The following is a 25,151-nucleotide window of genomic DNA, read 5'->3' as shown; positions in this document are numbered from 1 at the left end:
GCGCATAGCAATGAGTGGACCGCGCCCGCATCTTTACCGAAACCGGCGCGATGGGCGACTGAAACGCCACTCCATCGAACCGGTCTGTCTGGCCAGAGGAACGCAGTTTGCATACCTTGTAGCCACAAGCGCAGCATTGGCCGTTCCCGCAACAATCGGGATGACAGCGGCGCGGCGCACGAGACGGCTCCCCGACCATGGCTTTCGCCACCACCAAGGAAACCCATGAACCTATCCGACTTCATCGAGGCAAACCTCCCGGGCCTCATCGACGACTGGACGGAATACGCGCGCAAGCTCGATGGCGGCCGCACCCGTCTCTCCGATCAACAGCTGCGCAACTCGGCGCGCGACCTTCTCCGGCGGATTGCTGCCGATATGCGCGAGGGGCAGACGTCTGCACAACAGCACGCCAAATCGTGGGGCGACCGCGCACCTTCGGAATCGGGCTTCAATGAAGCCGCCCACGAGCATGCCGACGACCGCCTCTCGCACGGGTTCGACATCAATGATCTGGTGGCGGAATACCGCGCGTTGCGCGCCAGCGTACTGCGCCGGTGGCAGCAGGATCCACAGGCCCACGCGCTGGCGCTGCAAGAGATGATCCGGTTCAACGAGGCCATCGACCAGATGCTTGCAGAATCGGTGCGCCAGCATGCCAAGCAAACCGAACGCATGCGCGACCTGTTTGCCGGCGTGCTTGCCCATGACTTGCGTTCGCCCCTCGGCGCGATCCTGGCGTCTACAGAAACGCTGCTGCACGACGATGGCCTGTCTTCGCGCAGCGTTCGGGCGGTCGCATTCATCCAGCGCGGTGCGATGCGCGTGCAGCAGATGATCGACGACCTGCTTGTCTTCACACGCACGCGCCTGGGCGATTTCCTGCCCACGAGTTTCAGCACGCAGGATATGGGGCGACTGTGCACCGATGCCATCGACGAAGTGTGCGCGTCGTACCCCGACGCGACGATCGACCTGCGCCTGACGGGCGAACTGCGTGGCAAGTGGGACGGCAGCCAGATCGGCCAGTTGCTGGTCAATCTATTAGCCAACGCGGTGCGCTACGGGTCGGGGCGGGTCGCCATCGAAGCCGCCGGGCGCGACGGGCAGATGACGATTGCCGTTTCGAACGAGGGCAACCCCATACCGCCCTCCGCTTTCCCCACCCTGTTCGATCCGCTCACCCGCGCGACACGGCCCGACCAGAGCGGGAGCGCCGCCGGCATCGGGCTTGGCCTGTATATCTGCCGCTGCATTGTGGAGGCGCATCGCGGGACGATCGATGTGCAATCGTCGGAACACGGCACGACCTTCACTGTGCGGATTCCCTTTTCGGTGGCTGCTTGACCTTGTCGGTCGCCGTGCAAAAAAAAAGCCGGCACCCTGAGGTACCGGCCGTTTCTCTTCCTTGGGCGAATCGCAGCGTCGATCAGCCCGCCTGGCGCAGCGCAGCGGCTTCCTCCCCACGCTTGCCCATCAGCAATTGCACCACCACCGCCACGATGATGTTGAAGGCCAGTGCTGCCAGGCCCGTGTAGATGGTGTACTTGTCGCCGCCAATCACAAAGGTGTGCACGGGCTTGATGCCGTCGGAGAAGGCCAGCCAGCTGCCGGCAATCATGCCTGCCGCCCAGCCGGCCAGCAGCGCCGGTGCACGGAAGCGGTTCGAGATGTTGAACAGCCCGAACACCACCGACGGGAACGTCTGCACGATCCACACGCCGCCCAGCAGCTGCAGGTCCAGCGCGAACTTGGTCGGCAGGAACAGGATGAACACCAGCGCGCCGGCCTTGACGATCAGCGAGATCACCTTGGCAACCTTTTCCTCGCCGGCGTGCGAGAGGTCCGGCGCCACGTAGGGCTTCCAGAAGTTGCGGGTGAACAGGTTCGCTGCACCAATCGACATGACGGCCGCCGGCACCAGCGCACCAATGGCGATGGCCGAGAACGCAAAGCCCGTGAACCAGCTCGGGAACAGCGCGTTGAACAGCGCGGGCACGACGTCGTTGTTATTGGTGACCTTGATGCCTGCCGCATAAGCCATGAAGCCCAGCAGCGCAATCAGGCCCAGCAGCACCGTGTAGGCCGGCAGGAAGACGGCGTTCTTGCGGATCGTGTCTGCACTGCGCGCGGCAAAGATGCCCGTGAGCGTATGCGGATACATGAACGCCGCCAGCGCCGAGCCAATCGCCAGCGTGGCGAACGGCAGGAACTGCGCAGGCTTGAGCGTCAGGCCCGTGGCGCCGCCCTTGATGGCAAACGCGTCATGCGCATTGGCGAACACCGCACCGTAGCCGCCCAGCTTGGCCGGCACCAGCACCACCGCCACCAGCACCACGATGTAGATCATGATGTCTTTGACGAAGGCGATGAGCGCAGGCGCCCGCAGGCCAGCGGAGTACGTGTACAGCGCCAGGATGACGAAGGCGGCCGCCAGCGGCAGCTCGCCCGTCAAGCCCAGCGCCTTGATCACGACTTCCATGCCGATGAGCTGCAGGGCGATGTAGGGCATCGTCGCCACCACGCCCGTGAGCGCCACCGCAAACTCAAGCGAGCGCGAGCCGTAACGGCCGTACACGGCATCGGCCGCCGTGACGTGGCCGTTGGCATGTGCCACCTTCCACAACTTCGGCATGATCAGGAAGACGATCGGGTACACCAGGATCGTGTACGGCAGCGCGAAGAAGCCATACGCGCCCACGGCATACACGAGTGCCGGCACGGCGATGACGGTGTAGGCGGTATAGAAATCGCCGCCCACCAGGAACCACGTGATCCAGGTGCCGAAGTTGCGGCCGCCCAGGCCCCACTCTTCAATGTGGGCGCCCTTGTCGGAGTTGCCGCGCTGCCAGCGCGAGGCGATGAAACCCAGCACCGTGACCAGCGCGAAGAAAAAGATGAAGACCGCCAGTGCAGTCCAGTTGATATGTCCGTCCATCATTCTTCTCCTTTGCTCTGACCGTTCTTGAAGACGATCCAGATCAGCAGCGAGGTGATCGGAACCCACAGGAACTGGTACCAGTAGAAGAACGGAAAGCCGAAGAGCGTGGGCGTTTCCTGGTTGTAGAACGGCACCCACAGCAGGCCGATGAAAGGCAGTGCGAGCAAGAACTTCATGGGTTGTCTCCTGGTTCGGGGACTTCGGATGTTGTTTTGAACAGGTGCGGTGCCACGCCCGATGCGTGACCAGACGGATGTCTGACGGATTGCTTTCCGCCTATGTTGTTATCCGGCGCACTGTGATCGCGCGCCTTCTGGAAGACCATCCGCACCTGTACGCAGCAGCCACACGTAGTACTACGTAGTAAGCGTAGACTTTTCGCGTGAAATAACCAATCGCTAAGGTGGGCGCGGGTTTCCTAGGGTTTTCACGAATTCCTGTCATGACAGACAGCCGCCGAATGCGTGAGCAAGACTCGCAGCCCACTACGGTGCCGCATGGCACCAAGCACAACGGGGAGCCGCAGTGGCTCGCCGTTGCTTGTTGTGACGCAGCATAGGCCCTGGTGTGCACAGGGTTTTTGCACGGTGCAGCGCTGCCGTGGGCTCACCGCTTGCGGCGCATGCCGGCGTGCCATCGCCGCGCAGGCCGCCATCCCCGCGCATCCAATTGCCTGCTCGTGCAGGGATATGCGTGCTGGCGGACGCTTGGCAACCCACCTATCCGCCGGATCGGCAATTAAAAAAGAATTGATTGCCGCAATCCTCCCAATTCATTTAAAAGAACATTCCCCTTTCTTTTTGGTTTTCAGCTCATTTTTTAGCCGCTACGCCATCGACATTGAAATTATTTTTTCAAGGGGAAATCGTTTGCCACCCAGCCGCAAATGGCGCAGCCATGAGGAAAAACCCGCACAAGACTCAGATTCAAGCACCCGTTTCTTTAGAGCAAACATTCAAAATCGCGTGTTGTTTTGAGTTTGTTTTCAATCTGACAAAAGAAATACTTGTAAGGTGGCTCTGTCGTACGAATTTTCATCCCACTTAGCCCGGCAATCCCCTCGCCGGGTATTTTTTTGGCTGTGCATCGCCGATGCCAGACAAGCAGTACGAAGTCGCGCCCGCCGCATCCTCTGGTTTGGCAACGTGGGGCTCGATGTGCGCGCCATTCGCCCCATGCGGCGCGGGCTGGCGCGGCAATGCCTGGACTGGACCGAGCGCACGCATCACCTCGCAGGGCCGCCCGGGGTGCAGTTCCTGCGTCGCCTGTGCGATGCGGGATGGATGCTGCGCGCACGCGATTCACGCGCGGTGCTGGTCATGCCCAAGGGCTGGCAGGAGTTGCATCAGCGCCTGGGCGTGGATGAGGCAACGGTGCGCAGCGAGGCCGAACACCGTCATGCCTAGGGCCGTCGCTCATTGCCCGGCAAAGGCAAGCACTTCGGGCAGGCGGGCAAGCAGCGCATCGCGCGAGCGGATGCCGCCCGACGTCGGCTCAACCTTGTCGTCCTGGATCAGGTTGGCAAACACGTACGTCTTGTCGCCCTTCCTGGCCCAGCCGACAAACCAGCCGTAAGCGTGCGCCTGGTCCCACGTGCCATCGGGCGACGTGTTGCCCGGCGCAGGGCCGGCAGTGCCCGTCTTGCCCTGCACCGCCCAGCCGCCTGGCACCTGCCAGGTCTGCACGGTACGGTCGACCATCTCGTAGGTGCGCGCAGACACCGACAACTGCCGGTTGACGATCCTGCGCATCAAGCCGACTTGCTCTTCCGGCGAAATCTTCAGCGACGAGGTGATCCACGAGCGGTCCATGCCGTTGTTCTTGCCCGGATCGCCGCTCACATCCATGTTGCCGTAGCCAAGCTTGCGCACGTAGGCCTGGAAGGTCTGCGCGCCCATCGCATGCGTAACGCGCTGCGAATACCAGACCACCGAATACTTGAGCCACAGCGCCGGGTCGATGGGCTGGTGCCAGGCGTCGCCGCCCCAGTCGGGGTCTCCGCGCTTGAAGTGCTCAACCGGGGTGTGCTCGTCTTTGAGGAAGCCGTGGTCGAAGCCCATGACGGCCAGCGCGAGCTTGAAGGTGGAAGCGGGGGTCACGCGCTCGTCGCACTTGCCTTCGTGCAAGACGGCCTTGCCCGTGGCGGCATCGGCCACGATCGTGCAGATCGGGTGCTCGGCGTGGGCAAAGGTGGCAAGCGCGGCAAGCAGGGCGCCGATGGCGGCGTGGCGGCGTTTCATCATCGATCAACCTCATGTTGGGGGAATGCAGAGAACTGCGCGGCAGCGTAGCAGCGAGGTCGCCGTCCTGCAGACCGCCACACGCGTAACGGCTGTAACGCGGGCGCAACTGCCAACCAGAAAAGAGGGGCTTGCAAATTTTTCGGCGGTCGGTAAAATGCGCCGCTCACCTAGCCCAGGTGGCGGAATTGGTAGACGCACTAGTTTCAGGTACTAGCGGGTAACTCCGTGGAGGTTCGAGTCCTCTCCTGGGCACCAGACACAGTCCCAAGCAGTTCAGGGGCGACAAAAACCCGCGTGGCGATGAGCCTCGCGGGTTTTTTGTTGTGCGGACGGATTCAGCGGGACGAAGCGGTTGCGCGCCGCATCAGCGAATCGCCAGCAAAGCCATGGCACCGCTCCCGCCAATGTATCGACAGGTTTGCGCGATCAGGCCCCGCTCCGATTCAGCAGCGCCGCTCAGAACGCCGCCACCGACAGCGAGACAACGACCCCCGCGTCCACGATTGCGTGGGGTGTCGTCACCAAACGCCGAATACATCAAGCCTTCCTGGCCGTGCCAACCTGACGCCGTAATGGGCGCTGCTTGCGTTATTGACACACCGTGCGGACCACTCACCAGCCGTGGAACCGCGCCCACGTCTGCACCACACCCCGCGACGACACCGCCTGGTACTCCGGGAACTGCGCCCCCGTGGCGCACGCATGGTTCGGCAGCACACGCAACTTCGCGCCGACAGGAAAGCGTGCCAAGAGGTCTGCACGCGCCGAGCCGTCGCTGGCCGCCAGAATGCCGTGCTCCTGGTTCGCGCCGATCAGCGTGAGCCCTTCGAGCGGCGTACCGTCGAGCGTGCACGGCTGCCCATAGCCAAAGTCATGCGACTGCTTGGCGGTACCGCGGTCTCGGCTCATCGCCATCCATCCCGCATCGACAATCACCCAGCCTTTGTCGGGCTGATGGCCGATCACGGTGGTCAGCACGCTCAGTGCGATCTCGTCCATCGCGCACACGCCCACGTTGTGCATGACCAGATCGAAGAACACATAGACGCCGGCGCGCACCTCCGTCACACCTTCGAGGTGCTCGGTGGCCAACGCCGTTGGGGTGGAACCCACGCTTACCGCTGCGCAGGGCACTCCGGCTTCGCGCAAGCGCTGCGCCGCGCGCACGCAACCGGCGCGCTCCTGCTCGGCCAGTGCGGCCAGCGCGGCGCGGTCGTTCAGATCGTAGCTGGAGCCGGCGTGCGTCATCACGCCGCTCACGTCGATGCCCCCGTTTTTCAGGATGCGGCCGACTTCCAGGAGCGCGTCCTGCTCGGGCGTGATGCCGGAGCGGTGCCCATCGGTGTCGACTTCGATCCACACTTCGCAGCGCTCGCCGTGTGCGCGGGCGTAGTCGACGACCGCATGCGCGGCCTCGGCGTTGTCGACCACGAGCTTGAGATCGCAGCCTCGCTTGCGCAGCGCCATCGCGCGCGGCAGCTTGGTGGCGACAATGCCCACGGCGTACAGGATGTCCTTGATACCGGCGGCAAAGAAGGCCTCGGCCTCCTTCAACGTCGATACGGTGATGCCCTGCGCGCCCGCCGCCACCTGCGCGCGCACGACGTCGAGGCACTTGGTGGTCTTCACATGCGGGCGGAATTTCACGCCCAGCGCGTTCATGCGGTGCTGCATGCGGGCGATGTTGTGCTGCATGCGCGGCAGGTCAATCAACGCTGCGGGCGTGTCGATGGTGTCAATCACGTGGGTGTCGGTGGTCATGGTTGCATCCTCATGCTGCAAAACGGCGGGCCCAAGGCAGCAGGTCGTCCAGTGTGGGCGAGGTGATCTCCGGCAACTGGGCGCCCTCCACGGGCGTCAGGCCGATCCGGTTGTGCCAATACGTGCGCAGGCCGACGGTCGCCGTGCCGAACATGTCGTAGCTGGAGCCCGCCACAAACGCCGCGTCGGCCGCGTCTACGCCAAGCTGCTCGAGGGCCATGCGATACGGCTTCGGGTCAGGCTTGTACACACCGGCCTGCTCGGCCGTGATGACAACATCCCACGTGATCGGCAACAGCGCGGCGGCTTGCCGGCCCAGCCGTTCCGAGCAGTTGGTGACCACGGCCAGCTTGCAGTGCGGCTGGAGCTGGGCCAGCGCTTGCGCAGCGCCACTCCACGGTGCGAGCTGCAACCAGTTCGCTTCCAGCGCTGCGGGCGCGGAGGCCGGCAAGCCGACGTTCTGCGCGGCCTGCCGCACCATCGCTTCATAAGGAACGTACGTGCCACAGCCGTACGTGAGCCGCAGATACTCGGCGCGCCACGTGCGGCCTGCCTGTTCGGAGCCTGCAGCGCGGTTCCAGAGCGACCACGAATCGAGCAACGCGGTCAGCAGATCGAACAGGATGGCCTTGGGATAGCCGTTGTCGGGAGAAACGGTGGAGGCGGTGGAAACGTTCACGCTGGTCACCTGCAATTCGGTAGGGATCGATGCAGCCGATGGTAGGTACCCCGCACCGGCTTTTGGTAAAGCTGGCTTGAATCTAAGATTCAGTATCGCTACATCAGGCGCGCCAGGGCGGCTGCGGCTTGAAAGGGCTTTGCAGCGCCTGCATGAAGTGACGCGTGCGTTGCGGCAACCCCGCGCGGTTGTGCGTGAGGGCGATCACGTTGGCGTCCGGCGCCTTCCAGCCGGGCAGCAATCGCACGAGTCGGCCTGCGCGCAGGTCGTCGGCGACATCCCATTCCGAGCGCAGGATCACGCCGCGCCCCTCGCACGCCCACTGGCGGATGACATCGCCGTCGTTGCAGATGAGCGGCCTGGGCACGCGCACGCTGCGGCTCGTTCGGCCCTTGCTGAAGTGCCAGAGCGACACATCTTCCTTGTTCTCGCGCAGAACGATGCAAGGCAGCGCGGCAAGGTCATCGGGCGTTTCCGGCAAACCGAAGCGCTTCACGAACGCAGGCGACGCGCAGACAAAGCGCGCATTCGGCGCAATCGCATGGCCGACCAGGTTCGATACCTGCAATGCGCCGATATGCACCACCACATCAAAGCGGTCCGCCGCCTCGACAAGCGGCGCATCGGACAGCGCCAGTTCGATGTCGACATCGGGATGCTGCTGCTGGAAATCCGCAATGACGGGCGCCACGTAACGTCGCCCAAACCCCAGCGGCGCATTCACCTTGAGTGTGCCCACCAGGCCGCCCCGGCGCGTGTGCAAATCCTCCGCCAGTGCATCGAGCTGGCGGATCAGCTCTGCCCCGCGCTCGCACAGCAGCGCGCCCTCTTGCGTAAAGCGCAGGCTGCGCGCCGTGCGATCGACCAGCCGTGTGCCCAGCTTCTTCTCCAGCTGCTGCAGGCGCTGCGACACGGCCGATGGCGTCAAGTCCAACGCGCGCGCCGTCGCCACCAGGCTGCCGTTGTCCTGGATGGTGAGCAGGAAGCGCAGGTCGGCGGAATCCGTCATGGGTTACTTGCCGGCAAAGCGGTCCGTTGCGGCCAGCAACTGATCGAGGATGCCCGGCTCGGACCACGCATGACCGGCACCTTCGATCAGGTGGAAGTCCGAATCCGGCCACGCCTGATGCAGCGCATACGCATAGCGCGCGGGGCACGGCATGTCGTAGCGCCCATGCACGATCACGCCGGGAATGTCCGCCAGCCTGTGCGCCTCGCGCAACAGCTGGCCCTCTTCCAGCCAGCACTGATGCGTGAAGTAGTGGTTTTCCAGCCGCGCGAAGGCCAGGGCGAAATGGTCGTCGGCGTGCTTCGCGCTGTTGGCGGGGTCGGGCAGCAGCGTGATGGTCTCGCCTTCCCACACGCTCCACGCGCGGGCGGCCTCGATCTGCCTGGCGGTGTCGTTGCCGGTCAGCACCTTGCGATAGGCCGCAATAATGTCGCCGCGCTCGGCCTCCGGAATCGGTGCCTGAAAGCGTGCCCATTTCTCGGGGAACATCTCGGACACGCCGTACTGGTAATACCAGCGCAGCTCGGCCTGCGTGACGGTGTAGATGCCCCGCAGCACGAGTTCGCTCACATGCTGCGGATACTTCTGCGCGTAAGCGAGCGCCAACGTCGAGCCCCACGAGCCGCCGAAGACAAGCCAACGGTCCGCACCGGCGATGGCGCGCAGTCGTTCGATATCGGCCACAAGGTGCCAAGTGGTGTTCGCCTCCAGGCCCCCGTGCGGCGTTGACCGCCCGCAGCCGCGCTGGTCGAACAGCATCACGTCGTAGCGTGCCGGATCGAACACGCGGCGGTGGTCTGCCGAAACCCCGCCGCCCGGCCCGCCGTGCAGGAACACCGCCGGCTTGGCGCCGGGCGTGCCGACGCGCTCGTAGTAGATCGTGTGGCCATCGCCCACGTCGAGCATGCCGGTTTCATACGGTTCGATGGGCGGATACAGCGTGCGCAGTGCAGACATGGTCGGTCCTGTCGAGAGGTTGCCGTGGGAATGGGCTGATTCTACAGACGGGTTCCCGCTTGCACATATTTCTGAACGACGTATAAAATTGCACCTCGTTTAATAATAGCGAGCCCACCATGTCGTCCAGTCCGTCCCCCATCGAAGCCGGCCGCCGCGAACGCAAGCGCATCCAGACGCTGGACCACCTGGCGGCCACGGCCTTTTCCCTGTTCGAGCAGCACGGTTACGACGCCGTGACGATGGAGCAGATTGCCGCGCAGGCCGATGTGTCCAAGGGCACGCTGTACAACCACTTTCCAGTCAAGGAAGCCCTGCTGGCGCACCAGTTCCACGCCGAGCTGGCGGCAGGCGGCGCGCAATTGCGTGCGCAGATCGAGGCGCAGCCGGATTTCGCCTCGCGCTTGGCGGTGCTGCTGTCCGCCTCGGCCGACTGGTGCAACGTGCGCCGGCCCTATCTGGCCGCGTATTTCCGCTACCGCTTTGCCAGCGCCGACCTGGCCGCCCGCAACCGTGACGCAGACAAGCGCAGCGGGCTTGAATCGGTGTTCATGATGCTCATCGACACCGCGCAGCGCTCGGGCGAACTCGACACGCGGCTCGATGCGGAGCACCTCGCTGGGCTCTTCGAGTATTTGTACCTCGGCGCGCTGATGCGCTGGCTTGCGCGTCCGGACACCGACCTGCACGCGGGCTTCTCCGCGGTCATCGACCTGTTCCTGCACGGCATGGCCCGCAAGGAGGCGTGATGAACCCGCGCGTGCTCGATTGGCCGGCTGCCGCGGCGGCCGGCGCCGCAGTGGCGGGCGGCAAGGGCTGGCAGCTTGGACGCATGGCGATGCTCGGCGTGCCGGTGCCCGATGGTTTCGTGCTGGCCGCAGATGCCAGCCGCGAGCGTAGTCGCGGAGATGGCGTGCCCGACGCCGTGCTGGCTGCCATCACCGAAGCGCTGACGGCGCGCGGCTGGCAGAACACGCCGCTGGCAGTGCGTTCGTCCGCGCCGCAGGAGGATTCCGCGCAACGCTCGTTCGCGGGCATTCATGAGACACGCCTGAACGTCGTCGGTGCGCAGGCGCTGGGGGACGCGGTGCGCGCCGTGTGGGACTCCGCGCACGCACCGCAAGCGCTGGCATATCGCGAGCGCTTTGGCATCGACACCACCGACCTGGCGATGGCCGTGGTCATCATGCCGATGCTGCCGGCGGTGGCCGCAGGCATCGCGTTCACGGGCGACCCCCTGACCGGCCGCGATGACCACATCGTCATCAACGCGCACTGGGGCCTGGGCGAAGCGCTGGTGAGCGGCCAGGCCGATGGCGACGTCGACCGGCTGGAAGTCGCGCCGCAGGACGACACGCTGCGCGTGGTCGAACGCCAGATCGGCACCAAGCGCCGCGTGACGCGCGCGCTGGCCGAAGGCGGCACGGAACTCGCCGACACCGCGACAGAAGACGCCCGCTGCGCCGTGCTGGACGACGCGCAGCTCATCGCCCTGGCCACGGTTGCACGCGACACGGCCCGCGCGCTCGACTTTGCACTGCCTCGCTATGACATGGAATGGGTCTGGGACGGGCAGCGCTTCTGGATCGTGCAGGCGCGCCCGATCACCACGGCCGCCCGCTCCACCTACCCCGCCCTGCAAACGCAACCGACGTTCTGGACGCGCGGCAACACGCGCGAGGTGTTCCCTTCGCCGCTGTCGCCCATCGACTGGGCGCTCTATGGCCACGCGGCCAACCGGATGCTGACGCTGGCGTACTCGCTTGCGGGCTACTCGCTACTGCCGGGCCTGGAGCGCGCCAGGCTCTTCGGCGGCCACGTGTATCTCGATGTTTCGTTGATGCCGTGGGAGGCGTTTGACGCGTTCGGCATTGCGCCTGACGCCATCAACCGCATGCTGGGCGGCACGCAGCCCGAGATTGCGCTGCCCCGCACCACGTGGCCGCAGCGGCTGGCGCGAGGCGCACGGCTCGTGCGATATCTATTGAGAGCAGGCGCTGCGCGCCGCCATGCGCAAAGTGATCTGAACCGGGCCCGCAAGCAAGCCGCGCAATGGCGTGAAGACGCGTGGCCGGAAGCGACCGCCGAGCTGGCCACCTGCCTGCGCGAGCGCTTCAACATTGTGCGCCGCGCAGACAGCCTGTTCTTCCTGCAGGGCTCGGCGGGCGGCGCCGTTTCGGGGCTGGTCGACGTGATCGAAAAACAGTGCCCCGGCGAGGGCCACGCGCTGGCCGCCGCGCTCATGGCCGGCGCAGAACCCAGCGTCACCGCGCAGCAGAGCCATGACCTCATGGCGCTGGCGCACACGGCCGCCGCCGATACCGAAGCGCTCGCCTGGCTTCGCGGCGACAGACGCATCGGCACGCAGTGGACGCAGCAACTGCCGGCGCACAGCCCGTTCCGCCTGCACTTCAGTACGTTCGTGGAGCGCTACGGCCACCGCGCCATTGAAGAGAGCTACTTCCGCCACCCGCGCTGGCGCGAGCAACCGGACTACTTGCTAGACCTCGTGGTCGGACTGATCGGCACCGATGCCGGGGCGGGGCGGCAAAGGCAGCAGACGGCGTCTGAGCGAGCGTGGGAACGTCTGCCGTGCTGGGTGCGGCCGATCGTGCGGGGCATGCTCAAGGGTGCCGTGCGTGACAGCAATCAGCGGGAGGCCGCGCGCAGCGCGCTCGTGGCATATCTGGAAGCGCTGCGCATCGGCCTGCTGAAGCTGGCGGACAGGTTGGTCGGCAAGGATGGACTCGATGCGCAGGAAGACATCTTCAACCTGACACTGGACGAATGCGTGGCCGCAGGCACCGGCGCACTGCCGCGGCGCTTTGCGGCCCAGCGTGCGCGTGAACGCCGCCGGCAATTGAACGATTGGGCTGCTGCGCAGGAGCCGGACATCATCACCGAACATGGGGAGGTGCCGGTCGCGGCCACTGTGCCGATCGCCCTGGCCGCAGACGCCTGGAGCGGCACAGCCGTCGGCGCAGGCTCGGCACAGGGGCTGGCACGGCTGGTCGACCACGCTGCCGCCGGTACAGCGCTGCAAGCCGGCGACATCCTGGTCGCGCCCAGTACCGACCCCGCGTGGACGCCGCTCTTCTTGAAGGCCGGCGCCGTGGTCATGGAGACCGGCGGCTACCTGTCGCATGGTGCCATCGTGGCGCGCGAGTTCGGGATTCCGGCGGTGGTGAACGTGCCCGGCATCCGGGCCCAGTTGAAAGACGGCGAGACGATCCGCGTGGATGGCAACACCGGCACGGTCAGCAGAGTGGCGGGTTAGCCACCCCGATGTGGTGATGAGGCGACACTGGCGAATGCGAATTGCTGCGGCGCAATCTTCGGACTAACATTCGGGTATTCCCTAGTAGGGTTATCCCTAAATCAGTCTTCAGAAGGAATCGCCATGAACACCGTCGCTCTCAAAGCCGCCCCCGCCTCGCGTTTCGCCCGTTTCTGGCAGATCGTGCGCCGTGAAGCCAGCCGCGCCGTCGCGCTGCACGTGGAAAGCTGCGGCATGATGGCCGAGTTGTATCGCCGTTCGGGCCGCTAAGCCGAACCGACGGTTCCGGCATTTGTTGCGTCGCACCGTCTCCGGTGTGGCGCTGACACGGCAAGCTTGCCATCCCGAAAGATTTCGAGCGCGCAGCCCCAACCGGCAAAGCGTACCTATTTCTGCGTGTCGTCTGATGGCACTCGAAGGTGCTGGGCGTCGTCGCCTGCGTCCTGACGATTGCGCGCCAGCGCGCGCGCATACACCGACGGCGCACCCGCTGCATGTGCCGTCACATAGCCGGTAATGCAGGCCAACATGAGCGGCAGCACCACCTGATACGACAGCGTCATCTCGAAGATCATCAGGATCGACATGAGTGGCGCATGCGTGGTGGCGGCCAGCAGCGCGCCCATGCCGACCACGGCGTAGCTGACCGGCACGGGCGCCGCATCCGGCAGCAGCGCGTGCATGCCTGTTCCATACAGCAAACCCAACGCGGCGCCGCAGAACAGCGTGGGCGTAAAGACACCGCCCACTGCGCCCGACCCTGCGCTTGACGCCGTCGCCACCACCTTGCAGATCAGCACCAGCGCCACCGTCTGCCACAGCCACGGCTCGTGCAGGAACGCATTGACCACGCTGTAGCCGTTACCCCAGACCTCGGGCACGCCTGTGGACAGCGCACCGACAATCAACCCGCCGGCAGCCAGGCGCAACGTGAGCGGCAGCTTGGTCTGTGCAAACGCATCGCGCGCGCGGTCGATCAAACCGAGCAGCAACGGCCCCGCCATCCCCGCGGCCAGACCCAGGCCGAGATACGTCAGCACTTCCCAGCCGGAAACGAAATCGAAGTGCGGCATCTCGTAGACCGCCCCGTAGCCGAAGAATTGGCGCACCACGATGTCAGCAGTGACCGCCGCCACCAGCAGCGGCCCGAGCGTCGCCGTGGTGATGACACCAAACACGATTTCGCAGACGAACACGGCGCCCGAGATGGGCGCGTTGTAGGCAGACGTGATCCCGGCCGCCGCACCGCACGCGACCAGCAGTCGCAATTGCTCGACCGGCACGGGCGTCCAGTGCCGCAGCACGCGGCCGACCAGCGAGCCGCACATTGCCGCCAGCTGCACCATCGGCCCTTCGCGCCCGATCGATGCGCCGCTGGCCACCGAGCACAACGACGACGCACTGCGTACCAGGCTCTGCCGTGCGCTCAACACGCCATCGCCCACGGCAATGGCTTCCATATAGTCTTCCGAGCCTTTTCGGGGGATCCACTTCAGGCCCACCTGCAAGGTGATGCCTGCCAGCAGTCCACCCACCGTCGGCACCAGCAGGCGCGCCCACCATGGCAGCGCCCGCGCCGTGGCCACCAATCCTTGGTCCGTACCCGAGAGCCACCATTGCAGATGACGCAAGCACTCGCGAAACAGGATCGTCGACAAAGCGCCCGCGCAGCCGATCACGCCGGCAATCACGAACACCAGATGCTCGCGACCGAAGGGCAGTCGGGCAATCGCGCGCCGCCACCATGGCTGGCGCGGCATATCCGGTTGAGGCGGCTGCGTGTCGGTCATGTCGATTCACATCAGGACAGGTCGACATGATAGCGACGACGCCGCACCGGTTTTAAGTCGATGTCGCGACCACGGCGTCTGGCAACCACGCCTGCGGTACGTCTGCGCTGCGACGATTCGGGCCCCAGGCAATGACGCGCGCCTGCGCGAGGTTTTCGATCACAAAAGGATCGCGCGCGACGATGGCGTCGATCTCTTCGCGGGATTCGGCACGCGCCAGGATCCCGCCGCCTTCACGCGGCAAAAACGGCCCGGACATCAGGAAGTGGCCGCTCGCATAGTGGGCATCGAGATGCGCGCGGTGCGCAGGCAGCACACGATCGAGTGCTTCGAGCGGTGCGGTGTAGTTGAAAAGAATCAGGTACAGCATGCGATGGCTCCTTATCGGATGAGGTGACACCTTCGAAACACGAGACCCGGCAACGTGAAACAACAACGCCGAGCGTCCCGCAGAAATGGGTACGCTTTGCATGGAAACCCTGCGCCGCGCAGGGATCTCAAGGGCGTAGGAGCAACGCACCCGAGGTCTGCCCGGCCTCCAGCGCGGTGTGCGCGGCGGCCGCATCTTCGAGTGCATAGGTACCGCCCACCGGCACGCGCACGCCATCGAGCATGCGCTGCAATGCTGCCTGTGCCCCCGTCCGGTAGTTCGACAGATCAGCCATGTAACGGAACACGCCTGGCCGCGCTAGCGCAATGGAGCGCGCGGGCCCAAGCGCCGCGAGATCGACGACGTTCGTTTGCGCGTTGCCGACATCGCCCGCCTGACCGATGCTAGCCACCATCCCGAACGGCCGCGTCACCGCCAACGAGGCCGGCAGCATCGCGCTGCCAACGCCGTCGATCACGTAGTCGACGCCTTCTCCACCAGTGAGTTGCAGCACGGCGTCGCGCACATCTTGCTGGCGATACAGCACGACGTGGTCCGCACCGTGCCCAATGGCGACGGCGGCTTTGGCTTCGCTGCCAACCGTGCCGATCACGTGCGCACCCTGGCGCTTGGCCCACTGCACCAGCAATACGCCCAGACCGCCGGCTGCCGCGTGCACAAGCACCGTATCGCCGGCGCTCACCTGCCGTACCCGCGTCAGCAGCATGTGTGCGGTGATGCCGCGCACCAACGTGGCGGCCACGGTTTCGTCATCCAGCGCATCGGGTAAGGCAATCGCGCGTTCGGCCGGGATGTTGCGGTAGCTGGTGTAGCCGCCGGGCGCGCCATCCATCAGGCCGGCCCAGGCCACGCGCTGGCCAACCACAAAGCCGCGTACATCCGTACCCACGGCTTCCACCACGCCAACGCCCTCAACACCGAGCACCGCCGGAAATGCCGGCACCGGATACAACCCGGCACGGTGATACACATCGACAAAGTTCACGCCGATGGCGGTGTGCCGCACCGTCAACGCGTTTGGTGCGGGCGGCGGCAACATCAGGCTGGCGGGCCGCAAACCCAATGCCGGTCCAGGTTCACGGAGTTGAATCACTTTGGCTTGCATGGCAAAAATCCTCGCAGAAATGGGTACGCTTTTCGGTTTTGGTGATGACGGATACTGCGGTCGTCACGTTGTGAAACAAGCGTAATCCGTTCAGAATCACCCGGGAATTCACAAAAGCTGACCACCTTCTGTGCAAAAAAGCTCAGATTGGCCAAAAAACGTGCGTGCCCTGGCGCGTGCGGCGGCGGTCGAACCTTCTTCTTCCTTGCAGTGGGATGACGTGCGCTACTTTCTCGTGCTGGCGCGCGAGGGCAGCTTGTCGGCCGCTGCCCGACGTCTGGCGGTGGAACACACCACGGTCGCGCGGCGTGCAGATGCGTTGGAGCAATCGTTGGGCGTGCGCTTGTTCGACCGCCTGCCGCGCGGCTGGCGCCTGACTGCGGAGGGCAACGCGCTGGCTGAACGCGCTGAACGCATGGAGCAAGAAGCCGCTGGCTTTGCACGTGCGGCAGCAGGCGCGGGCAGCTTGCGTGGGACGGTGCGTATCTCTGCGCCACCCACGGTGGCCAGCCACATCATCGCGCCCAACCTGGCGACGCTGCGCCGGCAATGGCCGGGCATCGACCTCGTGCTGCTCGGTGAAAAACGCAACGCCAACCTGATGGCGCACGAGGCCGACCTGGCGGTGCGCCTGTCGCGTCCAACGTCGTCTGCCCTGGCGACACGGCCATTGGGCGACCTCGGCTATGGTCTGTACGCCACCGCAGAAGTGCTCGCACGCCCCGAATCCGAATGGGAATTCATCGGCTACGACGAAAACCTGCGCCACGTGCCGCAACAGCGCTGGCTGGACAACTACGCTGGCGAACGTCGCGTGGTCTTACGTTGCAGCGATCTGGCAGCAATGCATCAGGCAGCGTTGGCCGGACTGGGTGTCGCCGCGCTGCCGCACCTGCTCGGCGCGCCCGCAGAAACGGGTACGCTTTTGCGTCGATTGCCCGTCGACGACCCTGCGTTGCATCGAGAAATCTGGTTGGTGATCCACCCCGACGTTCGACGATCACCGCGCGTGCGGGCTGTGGCCGACGCGTTGATCGCCTTGTTCGAGGCACAGCGACACGTCTTGGCGGGGTTTTGAACGTACGCAGAAACGGGTACGCTTTTGGGTGAAAAAGAACCGCAAACCCAATGGATATGCGGTTCTTACGCCTCGGCAATATTGCATGCCGAGGCGCGTTCGGAACAATCAGCCGCCCAGGTAGGCTTCGAGCACGCGCGGATTGCCCAGCAGGTTTTTGCCGCTGTCGGCCAACACGATCTCGCCGGTTTCCAATACGTAGCCGTGTTGCGCAATTTTCAGCGCCTGGCGCACGTTCTGCTCGACCAGGAAAATCGTCAGACCCTCGGCATTGATGGTGCGCAGGATGCGGAAGATCTCCTGCACGATGATCGGCGCGAGGCCCATCGACGGCTCATCCAGCAGCAGCACGCGCGGGCGAGCCATCAGCGCCCGGCCGATGGCGAGCATCTGCTGCTCGCCGCCCGAGAGGTTGCCCGCCAGGCCGTCGATGCGCTCCTTCAGGCGCGGGAACAGGTGGAATACGCGCTCCAGGTCGGAGGCGATCTGGCCGCGGTCCTTGCGCGCGTTTCTTGTATAGGCGCCCAGCTCCAGGTTTTCGCGCACGGTCATGGTGGTGAGCGTGGCCCGCCCTTCTGCCACCTGCACGATGCCGCGCTCCACACGCTTGTGGGCCGACCACTGCGTGACGTCTTCGCCTTCGAACAGGATCTGGCCGCGCACGTTGCCCTGCGACTTCGGGATCAGGCCCGAAAGCGCCAGCAGCGTGGTCGATTTGCCCGCACCGTTTGCGCCCACCAGCGAGGTGATCTCGCCGGCCTTGAGCGCAAAGTCGATGCCCTTGACGGCTGCGATGTGCCCGTACGACACGTCCAGCCCTTTGACTTCCAGCAACGTGGTCATGCCGTCTCCTTCTGCGGGGCATCGCCGTTCGCGTCATCGTCGTCATCGCGGCCCAGGTACGCCTCGATGACTTGCGGGTCGTTGCGGATCGCCTCTGGCGGCCCCTCTGCGATGATGCGGCCGAAGTTCAGCACCGCAATGCGCTCGCACAGGCCCATCACGAAACGCATGTCGTGCTCGATCATGAAGATCGTGTAGCCGCGCGCCTTGATGTTTTCGATCTCGGCCATCAGGTCGACCTTCTCGCCGGTGTTCATGCCGGCGACGGGCTCGTCGAGCAGCAGCAGCTTGGGCTCGGTGGCCAAGGCCCGCGCGAGTTCAAGCTTGCGCTGGTCGCCGTACGAGAGGTTGTCGGCAATGTCATGCGCCTTGTGGTCGAGCTTGACCCAGGAGAGCAGTTCCAGCGCACGGTCGCGCGCGCGGCGCTCGGCAGCGCGGTACTTCGGCAGCGACAGCAGCAGGCCCGGCGCGCCGTAGTCGAGATGCCGGTGCATGCCGACCACCACGTTTTCCAGCAGCGTCATCTCCTTGAAGATGCGGATGTTCTGGAACGTGCGCGCGATGCCCATCTGGGTGATCTGGTGCGGCTTCTTGCCGACCAGGTTATCGCCGTTGAACGTGAGCGAGCCACCGGTGGGTGCCAGCAGGCCCGTGATCAGATTGAACACCGTCGTCTTGCCGGCGCCGTTCGGACCGATCAAGCCGAAGATGCTGCCTTGCGGCACTTCAATGTTGACGTCCTGCAAGACCGACAGGCCGCCAAAGCGCTTGGAAATGGAGGTGAGTTTCAGCATGGCGGCCTCAGTGCGATTCATTGGAAGCAGCCGGGGTGGCGCCCGTGCCAGGCATGGTGCCGCCGCGCTTGATGCCGAACCAGCGCGCGAAACGCGCCGGATCCCAAATGCCCTTGGGCAGGAACAGGACGATCACCATCAGGATCACGCCATTGACGACCAGGCGGAAATCCTTGAACGCACGCAGCAGCTCGGGCAGCAATGACAGGATCAGGCTGCCGAGCACCGGGCCGGTCAGGCCGTTCGTGCCGCCCAAAATCGTCATCGTCAAAATTTCGACGCCGCGATCGAAGCCGAATTCGTTCGGGCCGATGAAGAACGTGAGGTGCGCATTCAGTGCACCGGCCAACCCGGCGATGGCCGCACCCAGCGTGAAGGCCAGCAGCTTGGTGCCGGCCACGTTGATGCCCATAAGCCCTGCAGCGGTTTCGTCTTCCTTGATGGCCTCGAATGCGCGGCCCACCTTCGAGCGACGCATGCGCGCCAGCACGAACAGCGTCGCCAGCACGGCCACCGCCACATGCCACCACTCGGTCAATTGCGGAATGCCGTTCAGGCCCAGCGCGCCGCCGGTCCAGTTCTCGGTGTTCAGGATCAGCACGCGCACGACCTCACCGAAACCCAGCGTCGCCATGGCCAGATACACGCCCGAAAGACGCAGGGTCGGCCGCCCGATGACCACGGCCACCACGGCCGGCGCCGCCATGCCGCCCAGCAGCGCGACGGAAAACGGCATCTCGGCGTTCATCGTCAGCAGCGCCGCCGTGTAGGCGCCAATGCCCATGAAGGCCGCATTCGCCATCGCCAGCAAGCCGCACGACAGCGTCAGGTAAATGGACAGCGCCAGCAATGCATTGATGCCCAGCGTCAGCACCAGGTTGCTGTAGACCGACCAGAAGTTGTCGAACCATTCCATGTCGGTCTCCTTATGCCTTGCGTTCCAGCACCTTGCCGAACAGCCCTTGCGGCCGCACCAGCAGGATCAGGAACAGCAGACCGAACGCCACGGCGTCGCGCATGGTCGAGCCGATGTAGGCCACCGACAGCACCTCGGCAAACCCGAGGAACAACCCGCCCAGCATCGCGCCGCGAATATCGCCCAGGCCGCCGAGGATGATGACCGCGATGCCCTTGTGCAGCATCGGCTGACCCATCAACGGGAATACCGCGTTGGAGTACAAGCCGATCAGCACACCCGACAACCCGCCCAGCGCAGCCGCTGCAAACGAGGTCAGCAGGAACAGGCCTTCGACATTGATGCCCAGCAGCGCGGCGGCTTTCGGCGACTCCGCAATCGCGCGCAGCGCGCGGCCGAGTTGCGTGCGCTTGAGCAGCAGCATGAGCGCGGCCATCAGTGCGAACGACAGCACGATGATGCTCAGCTCCAGCGGGGTGAGGTGGATGCCGCCCAGATCCAGCGAGGCATCCGACACGAGCCCGGCCGGGAAGCGCAGGTTTTCCGCCCCGAACACGCCCTGCATGGCGTTGTTGATGGCGATGCCCGCGCCGATGGTGGCGATCATCGGAATCAGGTGCGGCGCGTTGCGGCGGCGCAGTGGGCGCAGCAGCAGCACGTCGATGATGAGTCCGGCCACCCCGCTCACGACAAAGCCGACGGCCAGCGCCGCCCACAGCGGCAGTTCGAAGTGGAGAACGACCTGCAGCGCCGCATAGGCACCGAGCATGAAGACCGCGCCGTGCGACAGGTTGATCACGCCCAGGATGCCGAAAACCAGCGTGAACCCCAGGGCGAACAACGCATACACGCACCCGAGCGACAGCGCATTGACGAGTTGCTGTTCCAGCATGATGAATCAGAGTGAGGTGCGGCCGAACGTGACCAAGGCAGTCACCGGGCAGCCACAAAAAAAGCGATGGGGCGTAGGTTTAGCTACGCCCCGCCTGTCTCGTCCAAAGGGTTTCAACGAGAACCGAAGATTACTTCTCGATCGTGTACTTGCCGTTCTTGGTCACGCTCACGATCGGCGTCTGCACGGCGTCGTAGCCGGCCGGCTTGCCACGCGCGGTGACCTGGCGGAAGGCAAACGCGCCCGTCGCGCCGGTGTGCTTGACTGCCGGCAGTGCATCGCGGATCGCCTTGCGGTCGGCTTCGAGGTTGCCGCTGAACTTGACCGTCTTCAGCGCCTTGCTCGCGATGTACATGGCGTCATACGCCTGCGCCGCAAACTGGTCCGGCGCTGCCTTGTACTTGGTGGTGTAGGCGGTGATGAACTTGCTGTTCTCGGGCGTGTGGTTCTCGATCGACCACGGGCTGCCCACCCACAGGTTGTCGGATTTGTCCTTGGCCAGGTCGAACACCTTGACCGAGTTCATGCCGTTGCCGCCGATGACCGGCACGTTCAGGCCAAGCTGGCGCGCCTGCACCATGATCGGACCACCCTCCGCAATCAGCGCGGACAGCACGATTGCATCCGGGTTCGTCGCCTTGATTTTGGTGAGCTGCGCCTTGAAATCGACATCGCCCTTGGCGAACGTTTCGGTGGTCGTCACCGGAATCTTCAGGTCTTCAAGCGCCTTCTTGAAGTTGTCGTAGCCGCTCTTGGTGAAGACGTCGTCGTTGCCGTAGAGCACGGCCACCTTCTTCACGCCGGCCTTCTTCACAACGGTCTGGATGGTGGCCGGCAGCACATCGGCTTCGGTCACGGAATTGCGGAAGACGAAATCGCCGATGCTGGTGATGCCGTCTGCGGTGTTGGAGGTACCAAAGGCCACCGTCTTGGACGCCTGCGCGATCGGATCGGCCGCCTGTGCCGAGTTGGACAGCGTGGGGCCGAACACCATCGCCACCTTGTCCTGGAAGATCAGCTTCTTGAAGACGTTGATGGCCTCTTCCTTCTTGCCCTGCTCGTCTTCGATCACCAGCGCGATCTTGCTGCCGTTGATGCCGCCTGCAGCGTTGATCTCATCAGCCGCCAGCTGGAAGCCGTTGCGGATGGCCACGCCGTATTGGGCTGCACCGCCCGACAGCGCTTCGGCCACACCGATCTTGATGTCCTGGGCCGCGAATGTCGTGCCCGTTGCGATTGCCGCCCCCGCAGCCACTGCCGTCAACAGCAGCCGTTTGATCATTTTTTGCATGCGAACCTGCTCCTTGTTTGTCCGTCGCGATTGCTTGAATGCGATGCGTCTCGAAGATGCGCTGGCCCAACACCGTCGCTCCCCCGCATGCGCCCTGCATCGCGTCCGGACGCTCGCCTGTCGGGTTTCGCGCCACGCATGACAACGTTGGCGAAACGGCGGAAGACCAGCCGGGCGAGCGATGCCGGATCAGGCATGCGCGCACCGAAAGTGCGTCGGAGTGTGAAGCGAAGGCGCCATGGGTGCAGCGCTCTTGTGCGACGCGCCGGGGTGGCCGGCGCGTGCAGTCAGTCGCGGGACTTTACCGGAAAGCGCACGACCGTGCGATAGGGGATTGTCCGCCGCCAGGCCTGGGGGGCCGATGTTGCGACGCAATATCGCCTGCGCAACACCGTCGGATCGGCGCCGAGCGTACCCGTTTCTGCGTGCCGTGCGGCGCTGCGAAATCAGCCCGCCGACAGCTCGTCGGCGCTGACAAACAATCCCTTGCCGCGCGATTTGGCTTCATACAGCGCCTCATCGGCGGCTTCGAAAACGACGCTCTGCGCCAGCGTGCGCGCGTCGAAAGTCGCGATACCGATGCTCGCGCCCACCTGCACCATCGCCTCACGCCAGCGAAACGGCTTGTTGCATGCGGAGAGGATATTGGCCGCAACCGTCTTGGCGTCGTCCGGGTGCGACAGGTGCTCGAGGATGACGGCGAACTCGTCGCCGCCAAAGCGCGCCACGCCGTCATACGGGCGCACCGCCCGTGCCAAGCGCTGCGCGAAGGTCCGCAGCAGCGCATCGCCCACGGCATGTCCGTGCGTGTCGTTGACGACCTTGAAGCCGTCGAGGTCGACCAGCAGCAGCGCGCCGGTGGATCCGGTCACACGCGCCTGGTCGAGCGCCGCCAGCAAACGCTCTTCAAAGCCGGCGCGGTTGGCCAGGCCAGTGAGGTGGTCGGTGGTCGTCAGCGCGCGCAGGCGCAGCTCCTGTTTCTTGCGCTCCGTGATGTCGAGCGTGACGGAATGCACGCCGGCCACGCGGCCTTGCGCGTCGAACTGCGGAAGGTAGCTGACCTCTTCGCAGCGGTACAGATCGCGGCCGCGGAGTTCGCGCTCGAAGACCATCGTCTCGCCGCCCAGCGCGCGCCGCAACGCATCACGAAGGAGGCTGTAGGCGTCGTCACCCACGACTTCACGCAGCGTCTGTCCGAGCATGCTCGCGGCTGAGCGTCCGTACGCTTTCTCGTAGGCGGCATTCAGGAAGCGGAAGCGTTCGTCGGTGTCGATGAAGGCCACCAGCGCGGGCAGCGCATCCGTCACGGTCTGCAGCGTTTCGCGGCTGCGCTGCAGCGCTTCCTTGGCGGCCTTGTCCTGCGTGATGTCACGCATGACAGACGAGAAATACTCCATGCGCCCAGCGGGATCGCGGTGCGCGATGATCATGTGGTTGATCGGTACGACCTGGCCCTCGGCACCTCGCGCGGTCGTTTCGCCAATCCAGACGCCATCGCGCGCCGCCGCAGGCACGGCCACCTCGCGCAGCCAGCCCATCGTCTCGGGTGGGTAGAAATCCGCAACGGTCAGGCCTTGGAGATTGGCATCCAGCGCAATGCCGGCAAAGCGGCGGCCGGCCGGATTCATGTAGGTGACGTTGCCCTGTATGTCGCTCTGCGCAACAAAGTCGGTGGTGGAGTCGAGGATCTTGGTCAACACGCGCGACGCCTGTTGCGCCCGTGCCCGGACGGTGATGTCTTCCATGGCCCCAACGTGGCCCACGACCTCGCCGTCCACCCGCACCGGTGCGGTCGTAACGACGAGCAACCGCTCGCCAAGGCCCGGCACGATCACGCGCTGCTCGGCGTGGTAGCCGGCCCCCCGCGCGAGCGCATCGCGCCAGCCGGCCATGATGGCATCGCGGTCGTCCGGATGCAGGCGCGCAAGCCACACGTCGGCCAGTGCCTCTTCGTGCGTGGCACCGAGCAGGCGGCGATACGCCTCGTTGGTATAAACAGTCCGGCCGTCCACATCCGAGCGAAACAACCCGAGTGGCGAGGCATCGTTCACGGCTTCCAGTTCGGCGCGCTGGCGAACGACCTCGCCCATCAGCTTGTGAAACGCCGTCGACACCGCGTCGATTTCCGCTGAAGCACCGAGCCGCTCAAGCGGCGGCGCATTGCGCAAGTCCGTGGCAGAGAGCTGCGTCATGGCGGCATGCAGCCGGCCAAGCGGGCGCAGCAGCCACAGCATCGCCGCCCAGACTGACACGCCGATCAGCGCCGCCAGCACCAGCAGCGACCAGCGAAAACGCTGCCGCATGAGGAAGAGCTGCCGGTTGGCTTCGGCGCCGGGCAACACGGCAGCGAGGGTCCAGCCGGCCGCGATGATGTCTTGCCTGGTGGCCACGTCGCCGCCACGCTCAGGCAGCGCATCCGGGTCCGCGCGGAAGGCCGCGGCTGCCGTCGGATCGGCATCGAGCGGCGCGAGCGTCTTGTCGGCCTCGGGGTGCACGATATAGACGGGGTTGTCACCTTGCGTCGCCAGGTAGACATGGCCGGTCTGCCCCACGCGCATGTCGCGCAGGTCGCCCAGAAAGTTCGGCTTGAGCAGGTACAGCGACGCGCCGATCAGCCCGACGAGATTGCCGTCCTGATCATGCACGGGCGCGGCCAGGATGACGATGGGCTCGCTGCCCACGCGGTTGCGCAGCGGCGCGGAGATTGTCGGCTGGTCAACCACCATGACCTGCCTGAAATAATCCCGATCGGAAATGTCGATGCCGACCACGCTCGCGCGGCGCACCGTCGCGGCTGTCACCTTGCCCTCAGCCGAGGCCAGGAACACGCCGTCGAACAGGCCGCTGGCCGGCTGGATGGATTGGTAGAACGCCGCTTCCTGCGCGGGCGTGTCGAACCGCACGGAGCGCATCTGCTGCGCGGTGCGTTCGAGCACGCCCAGGTACGTGTCCAGGCGCTTCTGGAGGTCTTCCGCCGACTCCTTGACCAAGGCCGTCTGCTGCACCTTGATCTGCGCCATCACCTCGCGGCGGATCGGCTCGCGTTGCGACCAGCCGAACAGGCTCACCACCGTCACGCTGATGACGGTCGCCATGATGGCCGCCTGCGACTTCAGGGTCAGTTTCATCGGACGGTCGGCTGGCACCGGCGCCCCTCGCGGCCGGCGTCTTGTTGTAGTGGGAG

General features: G+C 65.1%; 23 protein-coding genes and 1 tRNA gene. 8 read left to right on the top strand and 16 right to left on the bottom strand.

Annotated elements, in window-relative coordinates:
• The first annotated feature begins 225 nt into the window (after positions 1 to 225).
• Positions 226 to 1,347, top strand: coding sequence for a sensor histidine kinase (locus tag RP6297_RS18655; protein ID WP_009240238.1), 1,122 nt, complete (start codon positions 226 to 228; stop codon positions 1,345 to 1,347).
• An 82-nt stretch (positions 1,348 to 1,429) separates the two neighbouring features.
• On the opposite strand, the gene mctP is transcribed toward RP6297_RS18655, so the two are convergent.
• Both mctP and RP6297_RS18645 read right to left on the bottom strand, forming a co-directional pair.
• Positions 1,430 to 2,938, bottom strand: a complete 1,509-nt coding sequence (gene mctP / locus RP6297_RS18650) for a monocarboxylate uptake permease MctP (RefSeq protein ID WP_009240237.1) — start codon at positions 2,936 to 2,938, stop codon at positions 1,430 to 1,432.
• Complete coding sequence (locus RP6297_RS18645; RefSeq protein WP_009240236.1) at positions 2,938 to 3,117, bottom strand: DUF3311 domain-containing protein; 180 nt, start codon at positions 3,115 to 3,117, stop codon at positions 2,938 to 2,940. Before RP6297_RS18645 ends, mctP begins: the two co-directional genes overlap by 1 nt.
• 321 nt (positions 3,118 to 3,438) lie before the next feature.
• Here RP6297_RS18645 and RP6297_RS18640 point away from each other — a divergent pair, with 321 nt between their 5' ends.
• Both RP6297_RS18640 and RP6297_RS18635 read left to right on the top strand, forming a co-directional pair.
• Positions 3,439 to 3,918, top strand: a complete 480-nt coding sequence (locus tag RP6297_RS18640; RefSeq protein ID WP_139181123.1) for a hypothetical protein — start codon at positions 3,439 to 3,441, stop codon at positions 3,916 to 3,918.
• A 180-nt stretch (positions 3,919 to 4,098) separates the two neighbouring features.
• Entirely contained in the window at positions 4,099 to 4,347 is a 249-nt protein-coding gene (locus RP6297_RS18635) for an ArsR family transcriptional regulator (protein ID WP_223293316.1), read from the top strand.
• A 9-nt stretch (positions 4,348 to 4,356) separates the two neighbouring features.
• Here the strand turns inward: RP6297_RS18635 and blaOXA are convergent, their stop codons facing one another.
• Positions 4,357 to 5,184 carry an OXA-22 family class D beta-lactamase gene (gene blaOXA / locus RP6297_RS18630; RefSeq protein WP_009240234.1) on the bottom strand — a complete coding sequence of 276 codons (828 nt, stop codon included), beginning with the start codon at positions 5,182 to 5,184 and terminating at the stop codon, positions 4,357 to 4,359.
• A gap of 170 nt (positions 5,185 to 5,354) precedes the next feature.
• On the opposite strand from blaOXA, the gene RP6297_RS18625 reads away from it, so the two are divergent.
• Positions 5,355 to 5,439, top strand: a tRNA-Leu gene (locus tag RP6297_RS18625).
• Between the two features lie 357 nt (positions 5,440 to 5,796).
• Here the strand turns inward: RP6297_RS18625 and RP6297_RS18620 are convergent.
• From RP6297_RS18620 to pip, 4 genes are all read right to left on the bottom strand, one after another.
• Positions 5,797 to 6,945 (bottom strand): DSD1 family PLP-dependent enzyme, encoded by a 1,149-nt coding sequence (locus tag RP6297_RS18620; RefSeq protein ID WP_009240233.1) that lies wholly within the window; start codon positions 6,943 to 6,945, stop codon positions 5,797 to 5,799.
• A 10-nt stretch (positions 6,946 to 6,955) separates the two neighbouring features.
• Positions 6,956 to 7,624 carry an HAD-IA family hydrolase gene (locus RP6297_RS18615; protein ID WP_009240232.1) on the bottom strand — a complete coding sequence of 223 codons (669 nt, stop codon included), beginning with the start codon at positions 7,622 to 7,624 and terminating at the stop codon, positions 6,956 to 6,958.
• Positions 7,625 to 7,727: 103 nt separating this feature from the next.
• Positions 7,728 to 8,633, bottom strand: a complete 906-nt coding sequence (locus RP6297_RS18610) for a LysR family transcriptional regulator (RefSeq protein ID WP_009240231.1) — start codon at positions 8,631 to 8,633, stop codon at positions 7,728 to 7,730.
• Between the two features lie 3 nt (positions 8,634 to 8,636).
• Positions 8,637 to 9,590 (bottom strand): prolyl aminopeptidase, encoded by a 954-nt coding sequence (gene pip, locus RP6297_RS18605; protein WP_009240230.1) that lies wholly within the window; start codon positions 9,588 to 9,590, stop codon positions 8,637 to 8,639.
• A 119-nt stretch (positions 9,591 to 9,709) separates the two neighbouring features.
• Here pip and RP6297_RS18600 point away from each other — a divergent pair, with 119 nt between their 5' ends.
• The 3 genes from RP6297_RS18600 (at position 9,710) to RP6297_RS18590 (ending at position 13,137) form a co-directional block, all read left to right on the top strand.
• Positions 9,710 to 10,339, top strand: coding sequence for a TetR/AcrR family transcriptional regulator (locus tag RP6297_RS18600; RefSeq protein WP_009240229.1), 630 nt, complete (start codon positions 9,710 to 9,712; stop codon positions 10,337 to 10,339).
• Positions 10,339 to 12,867 (top strand): PEP/pyruvate-binding domain-containing protein, encoded by a 2,529-nt coding sequence (locus RP6297_RS18595; RefSeq protein ID WP_009240228.1) that lies wholly within the window; start codon positions 10,339 to 10,341, stop codon positions 12,865 to 12,867. The genes RP6297_RS18600 and RP6297_RS18595 overlap by 1 nt, the downstream gene beginning before the upstream one ends.
• 123 nt (positions 12,868 to 12,990) lie before the next feature.
• The gene (locus tag RP6297_RS18590) at positions 12,991 to 13,137 is read left to right on the top strand and encodes a hypothetical protein (RefSeq protein ID WP_004632373.1); all 147 of its coding nucleotides are present in this window, start codon (positions 12,991 to 12,993) and stop codon (positions 13,135 to 13,137) included.
• 116 nt (positions 13,138 to 13,253) lie between these two features.
• Here the strand turns inward: RP6297_RS18590 and RP6297_RS18585 are convergent, their stop codons facing one another.
• The 3 genes from RP6297_RS18585 to RP6297_RS18575 all read right to left on the bottom strand — a co-directional run bounded on the left by RP6297_RS18585 (position 13,254) and on the right by RP6297_RS18575 (position 16,153).
• Positions 13,254 to 14,657, bottom strand: a complete 1,404-nt coding sequence (locus RP6297_RS18585; protein WP_009240227.1) for a ClcB-like voltage-gated chloride channel protein — start codon at positions 14,655 to 14,657, stop codon at positions 13,254 to 13,256.
• 52 nt (positions 14,658 to 14,709) lie between these two features.
• Positions 14,710 to 15,027, bottom strand: coding sequence for a YciI family protein (locus RP6297_RS18580; RefSeq protein ID WP_009240226.1), 318 nt, complete (start codon positions 15,025 to 15,027; stop codon positions 14,710 to 14,712).
• A gap of 127 nt (positions 15,028 to 15,154) precedes the next feature.
• The gene (locus tag RP6297_RS18575; protein ID WP_009240225.1) at positions 15,155 to 16,153 is read right to left on the bottom strand and encodes a quinone oxidoreductase family protein; all 999 of its coding nucleotides are present in this window, start codon (positions 16,151 to 16,153) and stop codon (positions 15,155 to 15,157) included.
• 205 nt (positions 16,154 to 16,358) lie between these two features.
• Here RP6297_RS18575 and RP6297_RS18570 point away from each other — a divergent pair, with 205 nt between their 5' ends.
• Positions 16,359 to 17,231 (top strand): LysR family transcriptional regulator, encoded by an 873-nt coding sequence (locus tag RP6297_RS18570; RefSeq protein ID WP_171924793.1) that lies wholly within the window; start codon positions 16,359 to 16,361, stop codon positions 17,229 to 17,231.
• Between the two features lie 108 nt (positions 17,232 to 17,339).
• On the opposite strand, the gene RP6297_RS18565 is transcribed toward RP6297_RS18570, so the two are convergent.
• The 6 genes from RP6297_RS18565 to RP6297_RS18540 all read right to left on the bottom strand — a co-directional run bounded on the left by RP6297_RS18565 (position 17,340) and on the right by RP6297_RS18540 (position 25,095).
• Entirely contained in the window at positions 17,340 to 18,074 is a 735-nt protein-coding gene (locus tag RP6297_RS18565) for an ABC transporter ATP-binding protein (protein WP_009240223.1), read from the bottom strand.
• Entirely contained in the window at positions 18,071 to 18,868 is a 798-nt protein-coding gene (locus RP6297_RS18560; RefSeq protein ID WP_009240222.1) for an ABC transporter ATP-binding protein, read from the bottom strand. The genes RP6297_RS18565 and RP6297_RS18560 overlap by 4 nt, the downstream gene beginning before the upstream one ends.
• A gap of 7 nt (positions 18,869 to 18,875) precedes the next feature.
• Positions 18,876 to 19,784 carry a branched-chain amino acid ABC transporter permease gene (locus RP6297_RS18555; RefSeq protein WP_009240221.1) on the bottom strand — a complete coding sequence of 303 codons (909 nt, stop codon included), beginning with the start codon at positions 19,782 to 19,784 and terminating at the stop codon, positions 18,876 to 18,878.
• Between the two features lie 10 nt (positions 19,785 to 19,794).
• Positions 19,795 to 20,676, bottom strand: coding sequence for a branched-chain amino acid ABC transporter permease (locus RP6297_RS18550; protein ID WP_009240220.1), 882 nt, complete (start codon positions 20,674 to 20,676; stop codon positions 19,795 to 19,797).
• Between the two features lie 130 nt (positions 20,677 to 20,806).
• A complete protein-coding gene (locus RP6297_RS18545) occupies positions 20,807 to 21,967 on the bottom strand; it encodes an ABC transporter substrate-binding protein (RefSeq protein WP_009240219.1) in 1,161 nt (386 codons plus the stop codon).
• Positions 21,968 to 22,413: 446 nt separating this feature from the next.
• A complete protein-coding gene (locus RP6297_RS18540; protein ID WP_009277043.1) occupies positions 22,414 to 25,095 on the bottom strand; it encodes a PAS domain-containing protein in 2,682 nt (893 codons plus the stop codon).
• Positions 25,096 to 25,151 lie beyond the last annotated feature (56 nt).

This window comes from Ralstonia pickettii (assembly GCF_016466415.2).
GTDB classification, from domain to species: Bacteria; Pseudomonadota; Gammaproteobacteria; order Burkholderiales; family Burkholderiaceae; genus Ralstonia; species Ralstonia pickettii.
Note: the sequence above shows the minus strand (reverse complement) of the source record. Positions and strands in the feature narration are given on the sequence as shown.